General features: G+C 33.0%; 22 protein-coding genes. 14 read left to right on the forward strand and 8 right to left on the reverse strand.

The genetic code is table 11. The annotated features are described in order from the left end of the window. Window positions 1-33: 33 nt before the first annotated feature. The 8 genes from IC221_RS12195 to IC221_RS12230 all read left to right on the forward strand — a co-directional run bounded on the left by IC221_RS12195 (window position 34) and on the right by IC221_RS12230 (window position 8,189). Window positions 34-327 (forward strand): hypothetical protein, encoded by a 294-nt coding sequence (locus tag IC221_RS12195; RefSeq protein ID WP_044203726.1) that lies wholly within the window; start codon window positions 34-36, stop codon window positions 325-327. Window positions 328-486: 159 nt separating this feature from the next. Beyond that, on the forward strand, window positions 487-1,302 hold the full coding sequence (locus IC221_RS12200; RefSeq protein ID WP_188169237.1) for an OmpA family protein: 816 nt from the start codon (window positions 487-489) through the stop codon (window positions 1,300-1,302). A gap of 41 nt (window positions 1,303-1,343) precedes the next feature. Next, window positions 1,344-2,162 (forward strand): tetratricopeptide repeat protein, encoded by an 819-nt coding sequence (locus IC221_RS12205; protein ID WP_188169238.1) that lies wholly within the window; start codon window positions 1,344-1,346, stop codon window positions 2,160-2,162. A gap of 229 nt (window positions 2,163-2,391) precedes the next feature. Continuing rightward, entirely contained in the window at window positions 2,392-3,168 is a 777-nt protein-coding gene (locus IC221_RS12210) for an enoyl-CoA hydratase/isomerase family protein (RefSeq protein WP_188169239.1), read from the forward strand. A gap of 113 nt (window positions 3,169-3,281) precedes the next feature. After that, window positions 3,282-4,790 (forward strand): lipopolysaccharide biosynthesis protein, encoded by a 1,509-nt coding sequence (locus IC221_RS12215; protein WP_188169240.1) that lies wholly within the window; start codon window positions 3,282-3,284, stop codon window positions 4,788-4,790. A gap of 5 nt (window positions 4,791-4,795) precedes the next feature. Then, the gene (gene dut, locus IC221_RS12220) at window positions 4,796-5,230 is read left to right on the forward strand and encodes a dUTP diphosphatase (RefSeq protein WP_188169241.1); all 435 of its coding nucleotides are present in this window, start codon (window positions 4,796-4,798) and stop codon (window positions 5,228-5,230) included. Between the two features lie 9 nt (window positions 5,231-5,239). Continuing rightward, window positions 5,240-6,244 (forward strand): sugar nucleotidyltransferase, encoded by a 1,005-nt coding sequence (locus IC221_RS12225; protein WP_188169242.1) that lies wholly within the window; start codon window positions 5,240-5,242, stop codon window positions 6,242-6,244. 169 nt (window positions 6,245-6,413) lie between these two features. Further along, on the forward strand, window positions 6,414-8,189 hold the full coding sequence (locus tag IC221_RS12230) for a tetratricopeptide repeat protein (protein WP_188169243.1): 1,776 nt from the start codon (window positions 6,414-6,416) through the stop codon (window positions 8,187-8,189). Window positions 8,190-8,228: 39 nt separating this feature from the next. Here the strand turns inward: IC221_RS12230 and IC221_RS12235 are convergent, their stop codons facing one another. Next, complete coding sequence (locus tag IC221_RS12235) at window positions 8,229-9,155, reverse strand: tetratricopeptide repeat protein (protein WP_188169244.1); 927 nt, start codon at window positions 9,153-9,155, stop codon at window positions 8,229-8,231. Between the two features lie 259 nt (window positions 9,156-9,414). On the opposite strand from IC221_RS12235, the gene ftsH reads away from it, so the two are divergent. The 3 genes from ftsH to phhA all read left to right on the forward strand — a co-directional run bounded on the left by ftsH (window position 9,415) and on the right by phhA (window position 12,462). After that, window positions 9,415-11,367 (forward strand): ATP-dependent zinc metalloprotease FtsH, encoded by a 1,953-nt coding sequence (gene ftsH / locus IC221_RS12240; RefSeq protein ID WP_188169245.1) that lies wholly within the window; start codon window positions 9,415-9,417, stop codon window positions 11,365-11,367. A gap of 1 nt (window position 11,368) precedes the next feature. Then, the gene (locus IC221_RS12245; RefSeq protein ID WP_188169246.1) at window positions 11,369-11,593 is read left to right on the forward strand and encodes a hypothetical protein; all 225 of its coding nucleotides are present in this window, start codon (window positions 11,369-11,371) and stop codon (window positions 11,591-11,593) included. 119 nt (window positions 11,594-11,712) lie between these two features. Next, a complete protein-coding gene (gene phhA / locus IC221_RS12250; RefSeq protein WP_188169247.1) occupies window positions 11,713-12,462 on the forward strand; it encodes a phenylalanine 4-monooxygenase in 750 nt (249 codons plus the stop codon). A gap of 87 nt (window positions 12,463-12,549) precedes the next feature. On the opposite strand, the gene IC221_RS12255 is transcribed toward phhA, so the two are convergent. The 7 genes from IC221_RS12255 to IC221_RS12285 form a co-directional block, all read right to left on the reverse strand. Continuing rightward, complete coding sequence (locus tag IC221_RS12255; RefSeq protein ID WP_188169248.1) at window positions 12,550-12,969, reverse strand: redoxin domain-containing protein; 420 nt, start codon at window positions 12,967-12,969, stop codon at window positions 12,550-12,552. A gap of 59 nt (window positions 12,970-13,028) precedes the next feature. Continuing rightward, window positions 13,029-14,246, reverse strand: a complete 1,218-nt coding sequence (locus tag IC221_RS12260) for a bifunctional 3,4-dihydroxy-2-butanone-4-phosphate synthase/GTP cyclohydrolase II (protein ID WP_188169249.1) — start codon at window positions 14,244-14,246, stop codon at window positions 13,029-13,031. A 254-nt stretch (window positions 14,247-14,500) separates the two neighbouring features. Then, window positions 14,501-14,800, reverse strand: coding sequence for a hypothetical protein (locus IC221_RS12265; RefSeq protein ID WP_188169250.1), 300 nt, complete (start codon window positions 14,798-14,800; stop codon window positions 14,501-14,503). Between the two features lie 33 nt (window positions 14,801-14,833). Next, entirely contained in the window at window positions 14,834-17,608 is a 2,775-nt protein-coding gene (gene leuS, locus IC221_RS12270; RefSeq protein WP_188169251.1) for a leucine--tRNA ligase, read from the reverse strand. Window positions 17,609-17,839: 231 nt separating this feature from the next. Next, on the reverse strand, window positions 17,840-18,301 hold the full coding sequence (locus IC221_RS12275) for a 3-oxoacyl-ACP synthase (RefSeq protein ID WP_188169252.1): 462 nt from the start codon (window positions 18,299-18,301) through the stop codon (window positions 17,840-17,842). Window positions 18,302-18,349: 48 nt separating this feature from the next. Further along, a complete protein-coding gene (locus IC221_RS12280) occupies window positions 18,350-18,652 on the reverse strand; it encodes a hypothetical protein (RefSeq protein ID WP_188169253.1) in 303 nt (100 codons plus the stop codon). 215 nt (window positions 18,653-18,867) lie between these two features. After that, entirely contained in the window at window positions 18,868-19,971 is a 1,104-nt protein-coding gene (locus IC221_RS12285; RefSeq protein ID WP_188169254.1) for a hypothetical protein, read from the reverse strand. A 222-nt stretch (window positions 19,972-20,193) separates the two neighbouring features. Between IC221_RS12285 and IC221_RS12290 the strand changes: the two genes are divergently transcribed. The 3 genes from IC221_RS12290 (at window position 20,194) to IC221_RS12300 (ending at window position 22,966) form a co-directional block, all read left to right on the forward strand. Next, complete coding sequence (locus IC221_RS12290) at window positions 20,194-21,189, forward strand: DUF6588 family protein (RefSeq protein WP_188169255.1); 996 nt, start codon at window positions 20,194-20,196, stop codon at window positions 21,187-21,189. Between the two features lie 195 nt (window positions 21,190-21,384). Continuing rightward, complete coding sequence (locus IC221_RS12295; protein WP_044203995.1) at window positions 21,385-22,629, forward strand: pyridoxal phosphate-dependent aminotransferase family protein; 1,245 nt, start codon at window positions 21,385-21,387, stop codon at window positions 22,627-22,629. A 160-nt stretch (window positions 22,630-22,789) separates the two neighbouring features. Further along, entirely contained in the window at window positions 22,790-22,966 is a 177-nt protein-coding gene (locus IC221_RS12300; RefSeq protein ID WP_044203993.1) for a hypothetical protein, read from the forward strand. The last annotated feature ends 46 nt before the right edge of the window (window positions 22,967-23,012 follow it).

Consider the following 23,012-nt stretch of genomic DNA (forward strand, 5'->3'; position numbering starts at 1 on the left):
ATAATCTTGTCTTCTAGAACAAATATATAACATATGAAATTTATTGTAGAAATAAAGTTACCTGAAATTTTAGATCAGCATTTAATAGACATTCTTCCTTCACAATATACAGAAATAGGAAATATGATGAACGATGGCATTATTTCATCATTCATGTTGTCTGACAATGCACAGAAGGCTTGGTTAACTTTAGATGCGGAATCAAAAAGTGAGGTGGATAATATCTTATGTGCGTTCAAACTTTATGATTTTGTAGAAATCACTATTTCAGAGTTAAGTATTGCCGAGGTAACCAGTCCGGCTGTTCCTTCGTTTTCACTAAACTAAAAAAATATCAAAATATTTATAAGGGTTGCTGTCTATGTATGAAGTAGATAGCAACCCTTATTTTTTGGTTTAAAGTTCGTGTATACAATATATCGAGTATTTTGCACGTATTTTGTAGTAGAGGATAATTGTAAAAATAACATGATAATTTGATTAATAATGAGTAGTACTAAGTTTACCTTAATTTCATACCTATTAATATTTTTTTCAATACAAATCAATGCTCAAAATGTACTTGATAACCCACTTGTTGTAAAATTGAGTGGTTATGAATTGATTTATAGTGAATCAAAATTTGATGAAATAGAGTTTCCAATGAGTGAAGTAGACATCTTCCCAATATCAGGAAATAAGACTTTTGCTACCTTCAAATATGATAAAAGTGGTGCTTACAAACATCCAAACGCTAATCAGATTATTCAAACCTATTTCGATAAGGTTAAAAGCTTGAGAGGTAAACCTTTATTCAAAGGGTCTAATTATGGCTCTTTCCAAGTAAGGTCAAACACAAAGAAGTTTTGGTGTATTTTGGAAACTCATGAAGATGGAGCAACTTACACAATCACCATTATTGAGCAAGAAAAAATACAAGAGGCTGAAACTGCACAAGAGATGCTTGAAATGTTGAAATCGAAAGGAGAGGTAAACCTTTACTTCCAATTCTCAACAGGTAGTGCAAATCTTTCTCAAGCCTCTTTTGAAAATATCAAAGAAGTAGCAAAATTAATGAATCAGTTTGCCCCTCGTTTAAATTTAAGTATTGAAGGACATACCGATAACGTAGGTAACACTGAAAGTAACAAGAAATTGTCTCTACAAAGAGCTGTAGCAGTAAAGAATGAATTAATAAAAAATGGTGTAAAAAGTGAAAGACTCGAACCAATAGGATGGGGTTCTGAAAAGCCAATTGCACCAAATAGTACAGAAGTGGGACGACTCAAAAACAGAAGAGTTTCCATTAAAGCATTGAACTAATTACATTTGCAACCGACTCATCAAATTGAGTCGGTTTTTTTATGAAAAAGATTTTTTACATTTTAATTACCGCATGCATTTTATTTGCTTGTGATGAGAACGCAGACCGTAACCAAGCTTTTATCAAAGGAAGAGATGCTTTGAAACAGAAAGACTATACTGTTGCGAAAACACAATTACAACTGTCCGTGAAATATGATAGTAATTTTGCAGAGGCATGGAATAATTTAGGGATTGCTTATGCTGAATTAGAAGAGTATAAGCAAGCGTTAGAAGCTTACGATAAGGCGATTCTATTGGATTCATGTTTACAAGATGCTTATCAAAACAAAGCCAATTTACTTTATCTCAAAGGTGAGAAAAAACAGGCCATCACTACACTTACACAAGGACTTGATTGTAACGTCGAAAATACCTCACTTCTGTTAAATAGGGCAACGTTGTATCAGGATCAAAAAGAATATAATAAAGCATTAGAAGATTTGAGAGTTTTAAAAAAGTTCGTAGCTGAAGATGACGTGTTATACACCAACCTTGGCTATTGTTTTTTTGAATTAAATCAATTGGATTCAGCGTTTCATTATTCTGTAGTTGCATTAGAGATCAATCCTAAAAGGGATGAAGCAGCTAATAATCTTGGGATGATTTCGATGAAGAAAGAAGAATTTGAAGATGCTTATAAATTTTTCAAAAAAGCAGTAGATATCAAACCTCAGAATAGTTTGTACCGATCAAACGTATCAAAAGTGGCAATAGAACTGGGTAATCTTTCAGAAGCTTGTAAACACGCAAAAATGGCTGAATATTATAACTCAACGGGGGATTATGAGTCGTTGATCTCATTAAGTTGTGGACAATAGAAGTAGATTTTGTTTGTTTTTACACTAAAATATTTGCTACTTTTATCACAAATGGTTTAGTTTTAGATAGCTATTTCAATATTTTTAGAGAATCATAACCGATGATTCAGTATTTTCAAGAAAAGTGAATAGGATTTTTACATTGGTGATTTATAATTTTCTTTTGAATAAAGTTGATTTATAAACTACAAAATTTATTTGCTAACAGAACAGAAAAGAAATTGTCAAAATGGATTATAAAAATCTACTTTTAGAAAAAAATGAAAACTTACTTCTTATTACAATTAATAGAGAAAGTAAGTTAAACGCTCTAAATTCTAAAACTTTAGAAGAAATTAAAGATGCTTTTCAAAATGCTTATGATGATGAATCTATTCGAGCAATAATCATTACTGGAAAAGGTGAAAAAGCTTTTGTTGCTGGGGCAGATATTTCAGAAATTAAAGACCTTAATGAGTTAAATGCTAGAAAATTTTCGGAGGAAGGACAGGAGATCATGCAAAGTATTGAGGCTTGTCCGAAACCTGTAATAGCCGCTGTTAATGGATTCGCTTTGGGTGGTGGATGTGAATTAGCTTTAGCTTGTCATATTCGAATTGCTTCTGAAAATGCAAAATTTGGTTTACCTGAAGTGTCTCTTGGAATTATTCCAGGTTATGGAGGTACTCAAAGGTTGCCACATTTAGTAGGAAAGGGAATTGCTAATGAATTGATTTTGACCGGAGATATGATTTCAGCTCAAAGAGCCTATGAAATTGGTTTGGTGAATCACGTTGTTCCTCAAGAGGAATTAATGGAAAAAGCAAAAAAAGTAGTCAATAAAATCCTTAAGAAAGCACCACTTGCAGTATCTCACGCTATTGATTGTATTAATGCATCATTCCAGATGAATACTGGTTATCAAACAGAGGCAAATGCCTTTTCAAGTGCAATTAAGACAGATGACTTCGTTGAAGGTACAAGTGCATTCCTAGAAAAAAGAAAGGCTTCTTTTAAAGGAAAATAATTAAATACATTAAACGTACGCTATTCGGTTGTTAGTTAATTGATTAACCGTTAGTGTTATAACCTCTTTATTCAGCTCAGTATGACTAAAGAGGTTTTTCATTTATCAAACAAATGCTTAAAAAATTACTTTCAGATACTGTTATTTATGGGTTAACTACAGTGTTGATGAAACTGATCAACTATGCTTTAACTCCTTTGCATACTGCAGTATTTGGTCCTACAAGTTTTGGAATTGTCTCCCTATTTTATACTTATGCCGTTTTATTTAATGTCCTTTATACTTACGGTATGGAAACGGCTTTTTTTAGGTTTGCTACCAAAAAGGATAAAAAAGAAGTCTACTCCAATATTCAATCTTCATTATTTATTACCTCATTTATACTATCCTCAGCATTGTGGTTTTCAGCACCCTATGTTGAGACATTATTTGGGTATGAAGATAGTGAAATGTATGTGAAATTATTTTCGATTTTATTTGCTGTAGATACCATTATTGCTATTCCTTTTGCGAGCTTAAGAATTGATGGTAAAGCCAAACGATTTGCCTTTTTAAAAATGAGTGAAGTAGTTTTGACATTTGGTTTAAATTACTTTTTCCTTGTGACTTGTATGGAAGTTGTGGAAGGGAAATCAACTTCAATATTCTCAAACCTTATTTTAGAATACTTTGATCCTAGTTTTGGAAGAGGATACGTTTTCTTAGCAAATCTAATTTCAAAAGCATTTGTCATGTTCTTGTTATTGGATAAGTTTCTAGAAATCAAGTTTTCTTGGTCTTGGGAGAAAATGAAGCCTTATTATAAATACGGTTTTCCTTTAATATTTTCTGGAGTAGCCTTTTTTATCAATGAGGCATCAGATAGAACGCTTTTAACAATACTAATACCTGATGATTTTTATTCATTTGGAGATGCAGAAGCCGCTATGGGTATTTATTCTGCTAACTATAGATTGTCAATCTTCATCACATTAGCAGTTACCGCTTATAAATATGCGGCTGAACCTTTTTTCTTTTCAACTGCTGAATCAAAAAACTCTCCGCAAATATTTGCCAAGGTAATGCATTATTTTGTAATCACTCTGATGATTATGGTTGTTGGAGTAGTAAGTAACTTATCTTGGATTGCACCAATTGTGTTAAAACAAGATGTGTATTTTGTGGGATTACCCGTCGTACCGATACTTTTAATGGCAAATGTATTTTTAGGAATGTACTATAACTTATCAGTTTGGTTTAAGGTAACTGACAAAACTTCTTACGGGGCAAGGATAAGTGCGATTGGTGCAGTGGTGACATTGAGTATGAACTTTTTATTGATACCCTACATAGGCTTTTATGGTAGTGCAATAGCAACTTTTTGTTGTTATTTTACAATGATGGCTTATTCCTATTATTTAGGTCAGAAATATTATCCAATACCATATAATGTAAAGATGGTTTTTGTCTACTTTTTTGTGGGTGGTATGTTTATTGTAATTAACACATTCGTAAAAATAAATGGATTTTGGCTAAATATTTTCGTTCAAAATACTATGTTTGTACTCTTCTTATTATTCATTGTCTATAAGGAGAAAGAATTGGTGAATTCACTATTACATAAACTTTCAAACAGAATTTAATTTCAATGCAAATTAAAGTTATAAATAAGAGTCATCATCCTTTACCTCAATACCAAACACCATTATCAGCGGGTTTGGATTTAAGAGCTGTTTTAGAGGAGCCTATAGCACTTCAACCCTTAGAAAGAAAACTAATCCCTACAGGGTTATTTATTGAATTACCAGAAGGTTATGAAGCTCAGGTAAGACCTAGAAGTGGTCTTGCATTTAAGCATGGGTTGACTGTGTTGAACTCACCTGGTACCATTGATGCTGATTACAGAGGTGAGGTAAAAGTCCTATTAGTAAACCTATCGAATGACGTTTTCAATATTGAAGATGGTGAAAGAGTTGCTCAATTGATTGTAGCAAAACATGAGACGGTAGAATGGGAACCTGTAGAAGAACTTTCATCAACTGAAAGAGGTGCAGGTGGGTATGGTAGTACTGGAAAAAAATAAAATATACATATGAAAATTATTGTACCAATGGCTGGTCGTGGTTCTCGTTTGAGACCACATACTCTTACAACTCCAAAGCCTCTTGTTAAAATTGCAGGTAAGCCAATTGTTCATCGTTTAGTAGAAGATTTAGCAGCAATGTCTGATGAAACATTAGAAGAGATTGCTTTCGTAATAGGTGATTTTGGTGAAGTTGTTGAAAGAGAACTTGTTCAAATTGCAGAGTCATTAGGCGCTAAGGGAACGATTTATTATCAAGACGAACCACTTGGAACTGCACATGCTATTAATTGTGCTGCGGATTCAATGGATGGTAATATTATTGTTGCATTTGCAGATACATTATTTAAAGCTGATTTTACAATTGATAAATTTGAAGATGGAATCATTTACACACAAAGGGTAGAGGATCCATCAGCATTTGGTGTTGTGAAATTGAATTCTGAAGGTATTATTACTGATTTCGTTGAAAAGCCAACGGAATTTATTTCAGATCAAGCTATTATTGGTATTTATTACTTCAAAGAAGGTGAGAAATTAAGAACTGAATTACAGTACTTAATTGACAATAATATTATGAATGATGGTGAGTATCAATTAACAGGTGCTCTTGAAAACATGAAAGCCAAAGGTGCTCGTTTAAAGCCGGGAACTGTTATTGAATGGTTGGATTGTGGTAATAAAGATGCAATTGTAAATACAAACCAGAGATATTTAACTTACATCCAAGAACAAGAGTTAGTGCATGATTCAGCGGTTCTTGATAATGTGGTTTTAGTAAGTCCTGTTTACGTTGGTGAGAATGCAAAAATCTCTAATGCAGTAGTTGGACCGTTTGTATCTATCGGTGAGAACACTATTATAGAAAATTCTGTCGTTCAAAATTCTATTGTACAAGAAGATAGTGATATTCGTAGAGTAAATATTGAGAATTCAGTAGTTGGTAACCATGTTGTTTATAGAGGTCGATCAAAAGATCTTAGTATTGGAGACTTTACTTCTGTAAAAGAATAAAAAAATCATTATTTATTTTCATTAAATATCAAAAACAGCGAAATATTTTAAATTTCGCTGTTTTTTTCATTTAGTATTTTCGTAGATTTATATAAATATAGACAGGTGTAGACTTTATACTAAATGCTCACTTGCTTCAAAATAGATTTAGAGGGGTTTATCATATACAATGAATAGAAACTTATTGAACATTCGTACTTTTTTAGTTATACTTATCATTAGTTTTATTGCTTTTGATAATGCAGCATTTGCCCAAAAGAAAAAGAAAAAAAGGAAGTCAAAGAAAGAAAAAGACACACCTGTTGTAAGTATTGAGGAACCTTCTAAAAAAGATTTAAGAAAATCGGAAGAACTCTTTATCTATGCAGTGAATGACTACTTATTGGAAGAGTATAATCAGGCACTGGAACTACTTCTGAAATGTAACGAGCTCAACGGGAAAAATGATGGTATTAAATACCAAACGGCTTTATGTTACCAAAAGTTAGAGAATTATCAGAGATCTCAACAGTTTGCTAAAAGAGCTTTAGAACTCGACCCAAATAATAAATATTATTATAAACTTGTCGCTCAAAATTTTGAAATTCTTGGTTTGTATAAAGATGCATTACAAGTTTTAGAAGATCAAATCACTAAAACAGGTGATGATGAAGAAGCATTTTTCCAAATTGCAATGCTTTATCTACAAATGGGAGCACCAAGAAAAGCAATCGAATATTTTGATATTGGTGAAGAGAAATATGGAATTAATGATATTATTGTTCGTCAAAAACAAAGAATTTATATACGTCTTGGGGATTTAGACTCCGCACTATCTGAAGGCGAAAAACTAATCAAAGCTTACCCTGAAGACCTTAACTTTAAATACTCTCAAGTCAGATTATTACTAGGGAATAATAAAACAGATGATGCGAGAGAAATGCTTGAACCGATTTTAAAAGATTATCCTAATGAAGGAGAAGGACATTTCCTTTTGGCTAGTATTTACAGAAATCAAGGAGAATCTGAAAAGTATTACGAAGAACTCAAAATAGCATTTGGAAGTGATGATGCACTTTCTGATGAATCATTCAATATATTAACAGGATACCTACAATTCACTTATAACGAGAAGAAGAGAAAAGAAGGGGAGGAATTGATTAAAATTGCTTTAGAGGCACACCCAAATGATCATAGAGTTTTTGCAATTTATGGAGATTTTCAAGTTTCCATCAAAAAGTATGCTGAGGCAAGAAACTATTATAGAAGGTCATTAGATCTTAATCCTAATAATTTTAAGTTATGGCAACAGGTCTTATCAATTGATTGGGAATTACAGGAAACTGACTCAGTGGAAGTTCATTCAGATTTAGCAATTGAGTATTTCCCTAATCAAGCGATTTTATATTTCTATAGTGGTTCATCGAAGTTGTTTTTAGAAGAATACGAAGAAGCTGAAGCAATGCTTAATCAAGGTCTTCAGATTGTGGTAGATCCTTCACTTAAAATTCAATTTAATGCTCAATTAGGTGATACTTATTATAAATTAGATGATTTTGAAAAGTCATTTAAGAAATATGAAGAAGTACTTGAGGTTGACCCTATCAATCTTTATGTATTAAATAACTACAGTTATTACTTATCTCTCCGTAAGGAAAATCTTGAGAAAGCTGAGGAAATGTCTCAAGAACTGATTTTAGCAGAACCTGAAAATGATACTTACTTAGATACTTATGGTTGGGTATTATTTGTGAGAGAGAAATATACTGAAGCAGAAAAAGTACTTGAAAAAGCTGCTGGAATTACTAAAAATGGAACCGTCCTTGAACATTATGGGGATGTCCTGTTTAAAGTGGGGAAAGTTGAAAAGGCAATCGAGTATTGGAAAAAAGCTAAAGAAACGGGTGATGAAGTCACGGAAGTTTTAGAACAGAAAATCGACCAGAAAAAATATATATCACAATAACTAAAAAGGCATTGAAAAATTAATTTCAATGCCTTTTTACTAACCTTCTTTTTCTGATAGATATTTCAATACTTTCAGAGTTGGCTCATAATTAGAACAGCCTTCTAGTGACTTTTGGAAATATCGCCTAGCCAATTCTTCGTTATTGGATTGTAGGTAGGCGATTGCCAAATTGTAATGTAATGCAGGGAAGTAAGGTAACCTCATCTGCATTTTGGTATATAGGTCAGCCGCTTCTTTTAATTCACCACATCTACTAGCAAAATTAGCTTCTGCTAATTCCGTAAAATCGGGATGATGTCCTTGGTTCGCTTTATAATACTCTATCAGTGTGCCTGGGACACCAATCAGAAACATTAAGTTTTTCAAAATATTTTTGTGGAAAAACTCAATCCCTAAATTATCGCCTCCGTAGTATTTGGTTGTTTTCCAATAAAATTTCTTTTCAAAAAAGTAATATTCGTATTTTTTTCTATATCCTAATCGGTCATAATATCCCGTTTCAGGACATATATCAAATAATTCTCCATTTGAAAACAATAGACCGTGTTTGTCAGAGATCGAATGACATTCATTACAATAATGATATTGAGTATCTAATTGATGATCCCAATTGATGGGGTTGTCACAATGTCCGCATCGGCGTGTTTTCTCTGCATTTTGAGAGATAAAAATATCAAAGGATCTTTTAATATCTTTGATCATACCAGATCGAATAACTAAGGCATTATTCTTAGCAATTCTCCAATGTACAGTCCTTTTTCCTAGTAGCGGATAGTTCTTAAAAGTGATAATTAAGTAACCACCAAAGTAAGTCATCCGTAAAATATCATAGAAAGAGATTAATTCTCCTGTTAAATAGATGCCATTTTCATTGATATTTCCTAATTTAGGTAAGAGGAAATAACTTTTCTTCTTTTCTGAGTAAGCTTTAAAAGAAAATGCAAATGAAGGAATTTCAAGCATAAAAAGGTTTATATATTGAATTTTATCAAATGTATAAGCACTAATCCATTGGTTTCACGTAAACTTTTGATATTTTTACAAATCAGAAGCAATGCTTCTTATAAAAGAATAATACAACGTATTTAATGCGTTTTAAAGATAATTAATTTGACACTAGTAGAAAACCTGTCGCTAATAGCGCCAGGCTTTTTTTTATTTCAAATTTTCTCATTAACTTTTATTTTGTGTTGATTGAATAAAACTTCAAACAGATAATTTCATGAAAAATAGAACTAAATTTTCAATTTGGTACTTCTTAAGCATTCTTGGAGGAATGCTATTTTTAGAAGCTTTATTTTTCTCAGGACCCAATGTAAAAGAGCTCTCATACAATGCTTTCAGAGATAGTATTGCAAATGGTAAAATTGAACATGTGGTAATTGCAGATGATAAGGTATATGGTAAGATAATTAAATCTACTACTTCGATAATTAATGACACTACCGAAGTAGATTCTACTGATGCCAGTAAAAGAAATGGGCTATGGAAAATTGATGCTACAGGAAAGGCGGCTCCTTGGAGAATTGATTACGAAAGGAGAAAAGAGGATTTAAGCAGACAGTTTTATGTGATCAAATTGAATGATCCTGATCTAATTCAAGATTTACAAAAAGCAAAGATTGATTATAAAGGCATTATTGAAAATGATTGGCTAGGGAATTTCTTCTCTAATTGGTTATTGCCATTTGGTTTACTCTTCTTGATTTGGGCTTTTGTCATGAGAAGAATGGGTAAAGGTGGAGGCCTCGGTGGAGGCGGAGGTAATAATTATCTCAATGTCGGAAAAAGTAAAGCCAAGATCTACGCTGCAGATGCTGAACACCTTGTTAATTTTGATGACGTGGCTGGTTGTGATGAAGCGAAACAAGAATTGGCAGAAGTAGTAGATTTTCTAAAGAACTCTACAAAATACACGGAACTAGGAGCAAAAATTCCAAAAGGTATTTTATTAGTAGGCCCTCCAGGTACAGGTAAAACATTATTGGCAAAAGCAGTTGCAGGTGAAGCAGGTGTTCAATTTTATAGCTTGTCAGGTTCTGATTTTGTTGAAATGTTTGTGGGTGTTGGAGCAGCTAGAGTGAGAGACCTTTTCACTCAAGCAAAATCAAAAGCACCTTGTATCATCTTTATTGATGAATTAGATGCAATTGGTAAAAGTAGATCTTCTAATGGGATGTCAGGAAATGACGAAAGAGAAAATACTTTGAACCAATTGTTGGTTGAAATGGATGGTTTTGCTGCTGATCAAACCGTTATCGTATTAGGAGCAACAAACCGACCGGAGATATTAGATAAAGCATTGCTCAGACCAGGTCGTTTTGACCGTCAAGTACAGGTTGATAGACCTGATTTGAATGGTCGTTTGATGATTTTGAAAGTACATTCAAGTAAAATTAAGCTAGGGAGTTCAGTTGATTTAGAAGAGATCGCTGCACAAACGGCTGGTTTTGTAGGCGCCGATTTAGCCAATTTATGTAACGAAGCGGCATTATTGGCTGCAAGAGAAGGTAAAACGGAAGTAGAGCAAATTAACTTTACGGATGCATTTGAAAGGGTTGTAGCAGGTTTAGAAAAGAAAAATGCTGTAATCAGTGAGTCTGAAAAGAAAACAGTTGCTTACCATGAAGCTGGACATGCTATCGTAGGGCACTTTACAAAAGGTGCCGATCCTGTAAGAAAGGTTTCCATTGTACCAAGAGGTTCTGGTGCTTTAGGATATGTATTACAAGCACCTACAGAAGATCGTTTCTTAATGAGTAAAGATGAATTGTTAGGTAAAATCAAAGGTCTACTTGGCGGTAGAGCTGCAGAGCAAATCGTCTTTGGTGATATTAGTACTGGAGCTTCTAATGATTTAGAAAAAGTAGCCTCTATCGTTCGTTCAATGTTGACAGTATATGGTATGAGTGAAAAATTACCTAACTTGTCGTTACAAAAAGAAGGACAAAATAATTTCTTAGGTAACGGAGGAGCTTCTCATAAAAGATCTGAAAGTTTAGAAAAAGAGATTGACAAAGAATCCCTAGAGATTATTGCAACTTGTTATGAGGAAACAATCGCTTTCTTAAATAGTAAAAGAGATGATTTAGAAAAATTAGCTCAGATATTATTACAGAAAGAAATTCTTGATGAGCAAGATGTCCTTGAAATTCTTGGACCAAGAGCAGTTTAAAATGATAAGAGAGGAAAAGAAAATCGATCAATTTATCTTAAGAGAAGCAAAGGGCATTAAGGATATGCTGAAAAGTGGAAGTATATCGAAAGACTTAGTAACTTTTGAAATTTTTGTAGATAATATAATGTCAGATTTTCAAATTGATCAGAGTCAAAAAGAGTATACCGAAAACCGTTCAAAAGAAATTTTGACTGAAAAAGGTATAAATATTTCAGGATTGTAATTATATTGAAAGCCATACGTTTTATAAATTTAAAATGTATGGCTTTTTAACTTCACTAACTATTTTTTCGTTTTAAATAATTAAACACATAAAATTCACATATTTAACCAATCACTAGCATGTATTTTATTGAAAAACAGGAGTACGATAAGTACACTGATGAAGACCATCAAGTATGGCAAACACTCTACAAAAGGCAAATGAAAATCTTACCATCATTAGCTGAAAATGATTTTTTAGAGGGGATCAAAGCCATCGGATTTGAGGAAGACAAAATACCATCTTTCCAAAATTTGGACGAGAAGCTACTCTCTATTACTGGGTGGAGTATTGCTCCAGTAACCGGACTGATTCCGAATAAAGAGTTTTTTGAGCTTCTGAAGGCTAAAAAATTCCCTTCATCGACATGGTTTAGAAAGTTGTCTGAATTGGATTATTTAGAAGAGCCTGATATGTTTCATGACATTTATGGGCATGTACCTCTTTTAACCAATGCATTTTTCTGCCAATACTTAGAGAAAATGAGTGTCATTGCGTTGGATTATATTGATAACGAACATGTTATTGAATTGATTTCACGCTTGTATTGGTATACCGTTGAGTTCGGCTTAATTCAGAAAGAAGAAGGGTTAAGGATTTATGGAGCAGGAATACTTTCTTCTAAAGGGGAAAGTGAATACAGCCTGTTTTCTGATATTCCAAAGCGTCATAAGTTCAATGTTCTGGAGATTATTCAAACTCCTTATATCAAGGATAAATTCCAAGAACAATATTGGGTGATTAGTTCTTATAAAGAGTTGTATGACAGTTTGGATGAATTGGATCGTTTATTAGGTAAAGTTGTGAAAAATGATATTATAATTCAGTAGATAAATAAGTACTAAGACTAAAGTATTTAATACTAATCCCAATTATTATTTTTGCGATTACTCCTTATAAAAAGAAGAATAGAACCATTATTTATTCATTTTTGGCGTAGTACTTAAAAATTCAAAATGCTCTTCTATATTAGACATAAAAGTTTTTCTGAAAAGTAGAGTACCATTGATGCCATATAAAAAGGAACTTCTCTGAACAATACCTATCGGTAATAGATAACATTGTAATTGCTTTGCAATTCTTGCTTTCGAATCAGCCAAAATAGGGAAGGGGAAGTTCTTTTTCTTTAATACTTTTGAAATATCTTCTTCGTTTTGATGAACAATAACAAATAAATTTTTAACATGTTTTGTGATAGCCTTCATCTGCTTTTTTAGTAAAAGAAGGTGTTCTTTGTCCAATTTTGAAGAGACGGTAGGTAAAAAGACAATCAGAACGTTCTCTAATTGAAAACGATAGACTTGTCCTTTATAATTTCTTAGTTCAAATGTTTCCATAAAAAAGAAGAGCGTATAATACTGAAATTATACGCTCTTATAATATAATTTAGAAAGAATTACTTTAGGATATTATGTCCCATTTTATCTCTCTTAGTCTCTAAATATTTTTTGTTGTATTGATTAGGAGAAATCTCAATAGCAATACTATCTACAATCTCAAGACCGTAACCAATCAAACCAGCTCTTTTCTTAGGATTGTTAGAGATCAATTTCATTTTACTAACGCCTAATTTTCTTAAGATTTGAGCACCAACACCATAATCTCTCTGGTCAGACTTAAAACCTAAAGCTTTGTTCGCTTCTACAGTATCTAAACCTTCCTCTTGAAGTTTATAAGCTTTTAGTTTATTGACTAAGCCAATACCTCTACCTTCTTGATTCATATAAAGAATGACACCTCTGCCTTCTTTTTCGATCATTTCCATAGCTCCATGAAGCTGAGGGCCACAGTCACACCTACATGAACCAAAGATATCACCTGTTACACATGAAGAGTGTACTCGGACCATTACAGGTTCATCTGTAGTAATGTCACCTTTAATCAGTGCAAGGTGTTGTTCACCTGTTTGTGTATGACGGAATGCCTTTAAGCTAAAGTGTCCGAATTCAGTGGGCATATCCACACCAATTTCTTCTTCTACTAACGACTCTTCCAACTTCAAACGGTATTGAATCAAGTCCTCAATACTGATCAATTTTAAATTGTGTTTCTTCGCTACGTGAACCAAATCTGGAAGACGTGCCATTGTTCCATCATCGTTCATGATTTCAACAAGTACACCACAAGGTTCCAAACCTGCTAAACGAGCAAGGTCAATTGTAGCTTCAGTATGACCAGTTCTTCTTAATACACCGTTTCTTTTCGCTTTAAGAGGGAAGATGTGTCCTGGCTTACCTAAAACTGCTGGATCAATATTAGGATCAGCTAAAGCTTGAACTGTTTTAGCACGATCACTTGCCGAAATACCTGTAGTACATCCATGACCAATTAAATCAACAGATACAGTGAAAGGTGTTTCAAACGCAGCTGTATTTTTACCCACCATTAACTCAAGTCCAAGATCTTCGCAACGATCTTCAATCAAAGCACAGCAGATAAGACCTCTACCTTCTTTTGACATGAAATTAATGATTTCTGGAGTTACTTTTTCAGCAGCACAGATAAAGTCACCTTCGTTTTCTCTATCTTCATCATCAACTACAATAACTATTTCACCATTTTTGATTGCTTCAATTGCATCTTCAATGGTATCTAATTTGAATTGTTCTGACATTTTATATATGGATGTGAATTGTTCTCAACATGTTTATAACACAAAGGTAAAATATTATTGATATATAAACTATTTGAGCCTGTTTGAATCCTTTGATTTAGTAAAATTCCACTATTTAAGAGCAAAGTTTGATAATTTAAAGACAATTGATTCAAAATATCTCTTAAATATTAACTTTTAATTTTAACTAAAAACAAAAACTTTTGTTTCCAAAAATTAGGTTTCAACAATGCTTTGTAAGAACACTTATTCATTTATTTTAAAAAGCTTGTTAGGACTAAACTCATAACGAGTATTAACCCACCCATCATATAGAGTATAATCATACTCGATTGTAGCCACTTTTCATCTTTATCTTTACTAAATTGATAGAGCTGAGTACCAATGAAAATAAAGATGACACAACTAATAAAAATAGTTGTCTTATGATTGATATTACTTCTGGGAATATCTTGAATATTCTTATAAATAAGATCACCAATTCCCAAACCTAGAAGGGCACCAAGCCCCATAAACCTTTTTAGCATATCGTATAAAAAAACGGAAATAAGCATAATTGCCTATTTCCGTTTTGTATTTATAAAGTGTTATACAACAACATTTACAATTCTCTTAGGAACAAAGATAAACTTCTTGATTGGTTTATCTTCTACCCATTTTTTAACTACTTCGTTGGCAAAAACAGCTTCTTTTGCTTCCTCTTGAGAAATATCCATTGGAAGATCAATTTTTACTCTCATTTTACCATTAATAGAAACTGGGTAAGTATGTGAAGCTTCAACTAGTAAAGAAGCATCAAACTCAGGGAATGAAGCTAAAATTACAGAATCTTCATGACCTAAAGCTTCGTGCCATAATTCTTCAGCAATGTGAGGAGCGAAAGGAGATAAGATTACTAATAATTGCTCTAATACCTCTTTCTTATGACATTTTGCAGCAGCTAATTCATTTACACATACCATGAATGCAGGAACAGTAGTATTCAAACTTAAAGACTCCATGTCTTCACCTGCTTTCTTGATTGTTTTATGAAGAATTTTTAACTCTTCAGGAGTAGCTTTACCGTCTGTTACAACTAATTGTCCTTGATCGTTGTAGAATAATCTCCACATTTTTCTTAAGAACTTCCAAACACCATCAATACCTTGCATTGACCAAGGTTTTGATTGTTCGATAGGACCTAAGAACATTTCATAAAGACGAAGTGTATCTGCTCCGTATTTCTCGATTACTACATCTGGGTTTACTACATTGTATTTAGATTTTGACATCTTTTCTACAACATGACCACACATGTATTTGCCATCTTCTAAGATAAACTCAGCGTCAGCATAATCTTTACGCCACTCTTTGAATTTTTCTGTATCTAATTCATCGTTATTTACGATGTTTACATCTACATAAAGAGGCTGTACATCATAGTCTTTTCTTAAACCATAAGAAACGAACTGATTTGTACCTTTTACTCTGTAAACAAAGTTAGAACGACCTTGGATCATACCTTGGTTTACGATTCTTTGGAATGGCTCTTCGTGTCCGATGAAGCCCATGTCAAATAAGAACATGTTCCAGAATCGTGAGTACAATAAGTGACCTGTAGCATGCTCAGTACCACCTACATATAAATCTACTTGGTTCCAGTATTCTACAGCTTCTTTGCTTACAAATGCCTCTTTATTTTGAGGATCCATATAACGTAAGAAGTACCATGAAGAACCTGCCCAACCTGGCATTGTCGTTAATTCGTAACCGAATTTATCATCAAACTTCCAATCCTTCGCGTTTCCTAATGGAGGATCACCTTCAGGAGTAGGTAAGTAGTTTTCAACTTCTGGTAAGTTCAACGGAAGTTGTTCATTTGGAACTAACAGAGGAGAATCGTTTTCATCAAAGTATACTGGAACGGGTTCACCCCAATAACGTTGACGAGAGAATACTGCGTCTCTGATTCTGAAGTTTACTTTCGCTTTACCTTGACCTGATGCAACTAGCTTATCGATAGCTATTTTGATTGCTTCGTCAGAATCTAAGCCATTCAAGAAACCAGAGTTAATCATTTTACCCTTTTTCACTTGAGTAGGGTCTTCCATATCTTCAGTTCCTTCAATTACGCGGATGATAGGAAGGTCGAAATGATTTGCAAAACGGAAGTCACGATCATCAGAAGAAGGCACTGCCATTACAACACCTGTACCATATCCTGATAGAACGTAATCTGCAATCCATAATTGTACTTTTTCACCAGTCAATGGATTGATTACATAAGAACCAGTAAATACACCTGATACCGTTTTTACGTCTGATTGACGATCTCTTTCTGATCTATTTTTTGCCTCTTCAACATAAGTTTCAACTGCCTCTTTTTGTGCATCTGTAGTTAAAGTAGGGATTAATTCATGCTCTGGAGCTAATACTACATAAGTTACACCATAAACAGTGTCAACACGAGTAGTGAAAGCTGTTAATGTAATATCACTATCTGCTACTTTAAAGTCTAATTCACAACCAATAGATTTACCAATCCAGTTACGTTGCATTTCTTTTAAAGCGTCAGACCAATCTAAACGATCTAAATTACCCAATAAACGATCCGCATACGCTGTGATACGCATCATCCATTGCTTCATTTTCTTTCTTTCTACAGGGTGTCCACCTCTTTCAGAAACACCATCTTTTACTTCGTCATTGGCTAAAACAGTTCCTAATGCAGGGCACCAGTTTACCATTGCTTCAGACAAGAAAGTCAATCTATATTGTAATAGGATAGTCGCTTTTTCGCTGTCTGAGTATCCTTTCCAATCCTCAGCAGTGAAAACAGTAGCATCGTCATCACATTCTGCATTGATTCCTTCAGAACCATTTGCTTCAAAATGTTTCACTAACTCTGCAATATCCTTTGCTTTGTTGGCATCCTTGTCGTAGTAAACATTGAATAATTGTTCAAAGATCCATTGTGTCCAACGATAGTACTCAGGTGAAGAAGTCTGAACTTCACGACTCCAGTCAAAGCTGAAACCGATCTTATTCATTTGAGACTTGAATGTACTGATATTTTGCTCTGTAGTGATTGCAGGGTGTTGACCTGTTTCAATCGCATATTGCTCAGCAGGAAGACCAAAAGAATCAAAACCCATTGGGTGAAGTACATTGAATCCTTTTAATCTTTTGTATCTTGAAACAATATCAGAAGCAATATATCCCATTGGGTGACCTACGTGAAGACCAGCTCCAGAAGGGTATGGGAACATATCAAGTGTATAATATTTTGGCTTACTTTTATCAATATCTACTTTATAAATATTGTTGTCTTGCCAATATTTCTGCCATTTAGGCTCAAATGAATTATGGTTATATTCAGACATACTGTAAATGTATCCTAAAAATTAATTGCGTTTTTTGTTTTAGTACTAAAGCCTAGCACTCTAATTTTTGACCTGAAATCAATAAATCAAGCAAAGATATAAATAAATCTATTTTATAATACTTCTGAGAGTAGGATAAACTAAGATTTTTAGATCAAACAATAATAATTGTCAATTTTAAAGCTTCAAGTTCTTTTGCTTAAGAAATCTTATTTTTATAAATCAAGAAGATTAGATGTATTCAAGAATTGTCATTTCATTACCGTTGAATTTAACCTTTTCATTGGTTGATTTCCCGATAAATATTTTTCCAATAGGGGATTGTGCACTGATGACAAACACATTATCCTTTTCAAATTTCACCTGACCGATACTTATCAATAAATAATATAATCCCTTATCTGTTTTGATAAAGCTACCAGGCTTAATTGTATCAGATTTTGTATCATTAATTTCCTCAATCACTTTTAATAATTGAAGGTTTTGAGATAACTGAGTGCCCATTTTTTCTTTTTCTAAATGCATCATCGCACGAGCAGTGTCATGTTTATCACCAGCTGTACTTCTTGTTTCAGCATTAGCAGATTGCTGGGCACTTTCCATGGCTTCCTCTAATGATTTTACCTTACCAACTATTAGAGATTTACAATGTGCCTTTAAAGCTTTTTTATATTCAGTATTTAATTTTTCCATCTATCCTAAAAAGAAAAAGAGGAAGACAATTCTTCCTCATTGATTCAATCACTTAATAAATTCGGCTTTCAAAATAGTGATTTCATTTCCTACTTTCAAATCGTAAGAGTTGTATTTTTCATTATACATTTCTTTAATGTATTTGACATGATGCCAAGTCATTTCATTTTCAGGAAGATGTAGAGCTTTGAATAATCGTCTTGTTATTTGAAAATAACCATCTCCATATTGAACGGTTAAAGTAACAGATATGATTGTGTAGTTTTTTACTTTCTCATTGTCTTCTGTTGCTAAGGTTTTTGTAGCAAGAAGGAGAGAGGTTGTTAGGAATAAGATCAAAAGATGTTTCATAATATGAAGTAGTTGTTTGATGAATTATGTATTACAAATATATATACATTGAATCATTCTAACAACTAAAATGAGGATAAAAATCTACATTAAAACATTGGTAATGAATTATATAAAATCAATAATTGAAACTTTAAAAGCATCTATTTAACATAATGTTTATTATATTTATTTGATGTATTTTATTTAAACGGTAAATACTGAAGGCTTTAGTTTTAATTCCAACCTAATAATCTTTCCATTACTTTCTGCATCATAATGTATTCATAATTCTGATCAGGTTCTTTCAATGTACTTAACGAATGAATTTTACAGATGTGTTTTGTGTCATTTGCTAAATGATCGCCAATACATATTATTCCAAGGTTTGAATCTTTACAGAATTGTTCAGCTTTTTGAATGTATTCATCATTCATAGGAATTGCCAAATAGAAATAATCACAAAATAATGACTTCGTGAAGATTTTTTGTTTTTGTGATTTAAATGAAGACAAATCTGTAATAATCTCTGAACCAATGATAACGGGCCTTTTCTTATAGTTTTTTTCGGGTTTAGTCAGTGTGATAACATCGACGACTTTTGATGGCTGTTGAATTACAAAAGCTACAAGATGTTCATGGTTGGAAGAAAAATCAACTTTAAGTGTTCTAGCGATCCATTGTTCAGATCTTAATGCATTTAGAATATTTGCTCTAGCGAGGTTTTCTGATGAAAGTTGGTATTTTTCCATCTTTTTTAAATCCTGCCAATAAGTGTCTACAGTATTTTTCTGTACGTTTTCATTCCTCACCGTATCTTTTAATTGATAAGGCACTACAAATTGAGATTTACTCTTTTTATCTGTAATTACAACAGGCTCCTCTTTTTTACGTCCTCTTTCTGTCTTTCCTCCTTTTAAAGGTCTATAGATTTGCCATAATTCTCTTAATTCATGACGCATATTCTCACCCTTCAACATTTTTTCTTTTACATCTTCTACAATTTTAGTTGGAGCTATTGTTCTTACCTTACTAAACGTTTCTAATTGTTCCGGTGTAGTTTTAACGATAGATTCATCTAATTCATCAAGATGATTCATTTCTAGTATTTCTAAATAAAGCTTTGCTCCTGACCTAGCTCTCCATAAAGTTGAAATATTGATTCTGTTTTTTTGAGCTAAACCTTTTACATATTCGGTAAAAGATCTTGACCTTAATTTATATAGTTGTTGCGATTCGATTTGGTCTAAAAGTTTTGCCACTCTAAGCCAGTTTCTTCTATCCTTTTGAATAAGGATCTCGAATTCTAATTCAATTTGTTCTAATTTATTTAAACTCATAGTTGCAAATTGCAACTAAAAATCAATAAAAACAATATTATAGAATGTGTTTAAAAGTATAATAGTATATTTGAATTACATAAGTATCAGAACTAATGATTTTGAGGTACAAAAGGATACATAACATATGAAATAGACTTAAACATTTATTTTAAAGCATCATTTTTCAATACCATTTTCTTAGTTTTTTACTTGATATAAGTTCTTAAAGACCTATTACCTTTGAAACGTTTATACCTATATATAGGATTACTTTTTTTAAGTCCCCTCTCTTACGCTCAAGATGTTCTTTCTTTATTTTCAACTGAAGGAGAAAATGCACAAAAAAGTAGCTTGGAGTTGTTCAACCGTTATACAGACCCTTTAGTAGAAAGCTATAAATGGGCAATTGGTATGGGCTGGAATCATACAGCAAGACCACACCGTCCTATTGGTTTTGATCTCAGTTTTGGTTCTGCAATTGTTTTTATTCCCTCTTCAGAATTTCATTATACGGTGGATGATATCCAAAATGTAAGAATTATAAAGGGGAATGAGAAAATACCTACTTTTTTCGGGACTAATACTACGGAGTCTGTAATAGGTGTTAAAAATGATGATGGTACAGAGGCAATCATGCCTGCCACCAAAGGTGTGGACATCCCTATAGCTGCTCTCCCCTATTTGAAGTTTGGATTAGGTATTTATAAGAATACAGAAATAATGGGTAGAGTTTTTCCAAAGGTGGAATACAATGGAATTATACTACAAATGTGGGGTGCTGGATTAAAACACAATTTGATTCAATGGTTTTTTAAGGAGAAATCACCCTTCGATTTAAGTATTTTTGGAGGCTATACACAAACTGAAGGGAATTATCCATTAGAACAAAGCTCCGTTTCACCAGTGAATGACCCTGGAAATTTAACTTTCCTCACAAGAGGTGGTGATTTTGAATTGATTATGTCAAAAACACTACCATTACTTACCATATATGTAAACTCAGGGTTCATCTACAGTAAAAATACAACTAAGCTTAACGGTGATTATAGATTACTACAAGATGAGACTAAGACATTGAACCTACCTGAGGATAGAATTGTGGAAGAATCTGAGCTTAGGAGTTGGAAATTTGGAGGAGGTGTAATGCTCAAATTTGGTTTAGTTTTTCTTAATGGGGACTATACATTCTCAAATTATCATCAAATTAACGTTGGAATGGGGCTTACATTAAAATAAACCTCAAAAATATGTTAAAAATACTTAAATGCTGAACTATAATAGTACGTTTTAGGACTATAAAACCGATTTTTGTCAATGTCTCAAAAAGAGGTGTGCTTATTTTATATGAAATAGAGTACTAAATATTCACTCCTGAGACATATTTAGATTGTAATTAGAATAATGTTTCAAGCATTAAAATAAGACTATATCGTGGATTTATTTGAAAAACTTCTTCAAGACAGAGGACCATTAGGGAATCATTCCAAAATGGCTCACGGATATTATGCATTCCCAAAACTTGAAGGAGAAATTGCTCCTCGTATGACCTTCAGAGGTAAGGAAGTATTAACATGGAGTTTAAACAATTACCTAGGATTAGCAAACCATCCAGAAATTAGAAAAGTAGATGCTGATGCAGCTGCTGAGTACGGATTAGCTTATCCAATGGGTGCACGTATGATGTCTGGTAACTCAAACTTGATCGAAGAGTTTGAATCAGAACTTAGTTCATTCGTAGGTAAAGAAGATACAATGGTGTTAAACTTCGGTTACCAAGGTATCATGTCTGTTATCGACGCGTTATTAGATAGAAAAGATGTTGTAGTATACGATTCAGAGTGTCATGCATGTATCATCGATGGTTTGAGAATGCATGTTGGTAAGCGTTTCGTTTTCCCTCACAATGACATCGAGAACTGTGAAAAGCAGTTACAAAGAGCTACAAAATTAGTTGAAGAAACAGGTGGTGCTATCCTATTAATTACTGAAGGTGTATTCGGTATGTTAGGTGACCAAGGTAAGTTGAAAGAAATCGCTGACCTTAAAGATAAATATCAATTCCGTATGTTGGTTGACGACGCTCACGGATTTGGTACTTTAGGTAAAACGGGTGCTGGTGCTGGTGAAGAGCAAGGATGTCAAGATAAAATTGATATCTACTTCTCTACTTTCGCTAAGTCTATGGCTTCTGTTGGTGCATTTATCTCTTCAGACGAGCAAGTAATTGAGTATTTAAGATACAATACAAGATCACAAATCTTTGCGAAAACATTACCAATGCCTTTAGTAAAAGGTAACTTAAAACGTTTGGAAATGCTTCGTAACATGCCAGAGTTAAAAGACAAACTTTGGGAAGTTGCTACAGCATTACAAGACGGTTTAACTTCAAATGGTTTCGACATTGGTTTAACTGATACTCCTGTAACACCAGTATTCTTACAAGGTGGTCAAAACGAAGCAGTAAATATGATCATGGACTTAAGAGAGAACTATAGTATCTTCTGTTCAGTAGTTGTATATCCTGTTGTACCTAAAGGAGTAATCATGTTGAGATTAATCCCTACTGCATCTCACTCTTTAGAGGATGTGGAAGAGACAATTTCAGCATTTAAAGCTGTAAAACATAAATTAGAATCTGGTGAGTATGCTAACGCTGAACCACAAATAATGAAGTAATTTATTATTGATTTTAATTTCAATATAAAAAGGATAAGGTTTCAATAAAAAATTGAGATTTTATCCTTTTTTTTCGTCTTAAATATTATAATTTTTCAAAGTTATTATATAAATTGCTATACACTTAATTAATTCATCGATAGAAATTAATAATAAAAAAATGGACAAATTCACAGAATTAAAAGAGCTTATTCAGCAAACTGAAGAAGATGCACAGAAGTTCTACAACAGTAAAGTAGCTGCAGCTGGTACTCGTGTACGTAAGAACATGCAAGACATCAAGAAGCTTGCTCAAGATATTCGTTTAGAGATCCAAGAGATCAAAAACAACGGATAGTGCTAGAATAAGTCATAAAAAAAGAGAGGTTAGATTTTAAAATCTA

The organism is Flammeovirga sp. EKP202 (genome assembly GCF_014534745.1).
Lineage (GTDB): Bacteria > Bacteroidota > Bacteroidia > Cytophagales > Flammeovirgaceae > Flammeovirga.

Excerpts from the sequence above, each read along its gene's own strand:
- IC221_RS12195 (WP_044203726.1), top strand. The coding sequence starts at position 34 with ATGAAATTTATTGTAGAAATAAAGTTACCTGAAATTTTAGATCAGCAT.
- IC221_RS12200 (WP_188169237.1), top strand. The coding sequence starts at position 487 with ATGAGTAGTACTAAGTTTACCTTAATTTCATACCTATTAATATTTTTT.
- IC221_RS12205 (WP_188169238.1), top strand. The coding sequence starts at position 1,344 with ATGAAAAAGATTTTTTACATTTTAATTACCGCATGCATTTTATTTGCT.
- IC221_RS12210 (WP_188169239.1), top strand. The coding sequence starts at position 2,392 with ATGGATTATAAAAATCTACTTTTAGAAAAAAATGAAAACTTACTTCTT.
- IC221_RS12215 (WP_188169240.1), top strand. The coding sequence starts at position 3,282 with ATGCTTAAAAAATTACTTTCAGATACTGTTATTTATGGGTTAACTACA.
- dut (WP_188169241.1), top strand. The coding sequence starts at position 4,796 with ATGCAAATTAAAGTTATAAATAAGAGTCATCATCCTTTACCTCAATAC.
- IC221_RS12225 (WP_188169242.1), top strand. The coding sequence starts at position 5,240 with ATGAAAATTATTGTACCAATGGCTGGTCGTGGTTCTCGTTTGAGACCA.
- IC221_RS12230 (WP_188169243.1), top strand. The coding sequence starts at position 6,414 with ATGAATAGAAACTTATTGAACATTCGTACTTTTTTAGTTATACTTATC.
- IC221_RS12235 (WP_188169244.1), bottom strand. The coding sequence starts at position 9,155 with ATGCTTGAAATTCCTTCATTTGCATTTTCTTTTAAAGCTTACTCAGAA.
- ftsH (WP_188169245.1), top strand. The coding sequence starts at position 9,415 with ATGAAAAATAGAACTAAATTTTCAATTTGGTACTTCTTAAGCATTCTT.
- IC221_RS12245 (WP_188169246.1), top strand. The coding sequence starts at position 11,369 with ATGATAAGAGAGGAAAAGAAAATCGATCAATTTATCTTAAGAGAAGCA.
- phhA (WP_188169247.1), top strand. The coding sequence starts at position 11,713 with ATGTATTTTATTGAAAAACAGGAGTACGATAAGTACACTGATGAAGAC.
- IC221_RS12255 (WP_188169248.1), bottom strand. The coding sequence starts at position 12,969 with ATGGAAACATTTGAACTAAGAAATTATAAAGGACAAGTCTATCGTTTT.
- IC221_RS12260 (WP_188169249.1), bottom strand. The coding sequence starts at position 14,246 with ATGTCAGAACAATTCAAATTAGATACCATTGAAGATGCAATTGAAGCA.
- IC221_RS12265 (WP_188169250.1), bottom strand. The coding sequence starts at position 14,800 with ATGCTTATTTCCGTTTTTTTATACGATATGCTAAAAAGGTTTATGGGG.
- leuS (WP_188169251.1), bottom strand. The coding sequence starts at position 17,608 with ATGTCTGAATATAACCATAATTCATTTGAGCCTAAATGGCAGAAATAT.
- IC221_RS12275 (WP_188169252.1), bottom strand. The coding sequence starts at position 18,301 with ATGGAAAAATTAAATACTGAATATAAAAAAGCTTTAAAGGCACATTGT.
- IC221_RS12280 (WP_188169253.1), bottom strand. The coding sequence starts at position 18,652 with ATGAAACATCTTTTGATCTTATTCCTAACAACCTCTCTCCTTCTTGCT.
- IC221_RS12285 (WP_188169254.1), bottom strand. The coding sequence starts at position 19,971 with ATGAGTTTAAATAAATTAGAACAAATTGAATTAGAATTCGAGATCCTT.
- IC221_RS12300 (WP_044203993.1), top strand. The coding sequence starts at position 22,790 with ATGGACAAATTCACAGAATTAAAAGAGCTTATTCAGCAAACTGAAGAA.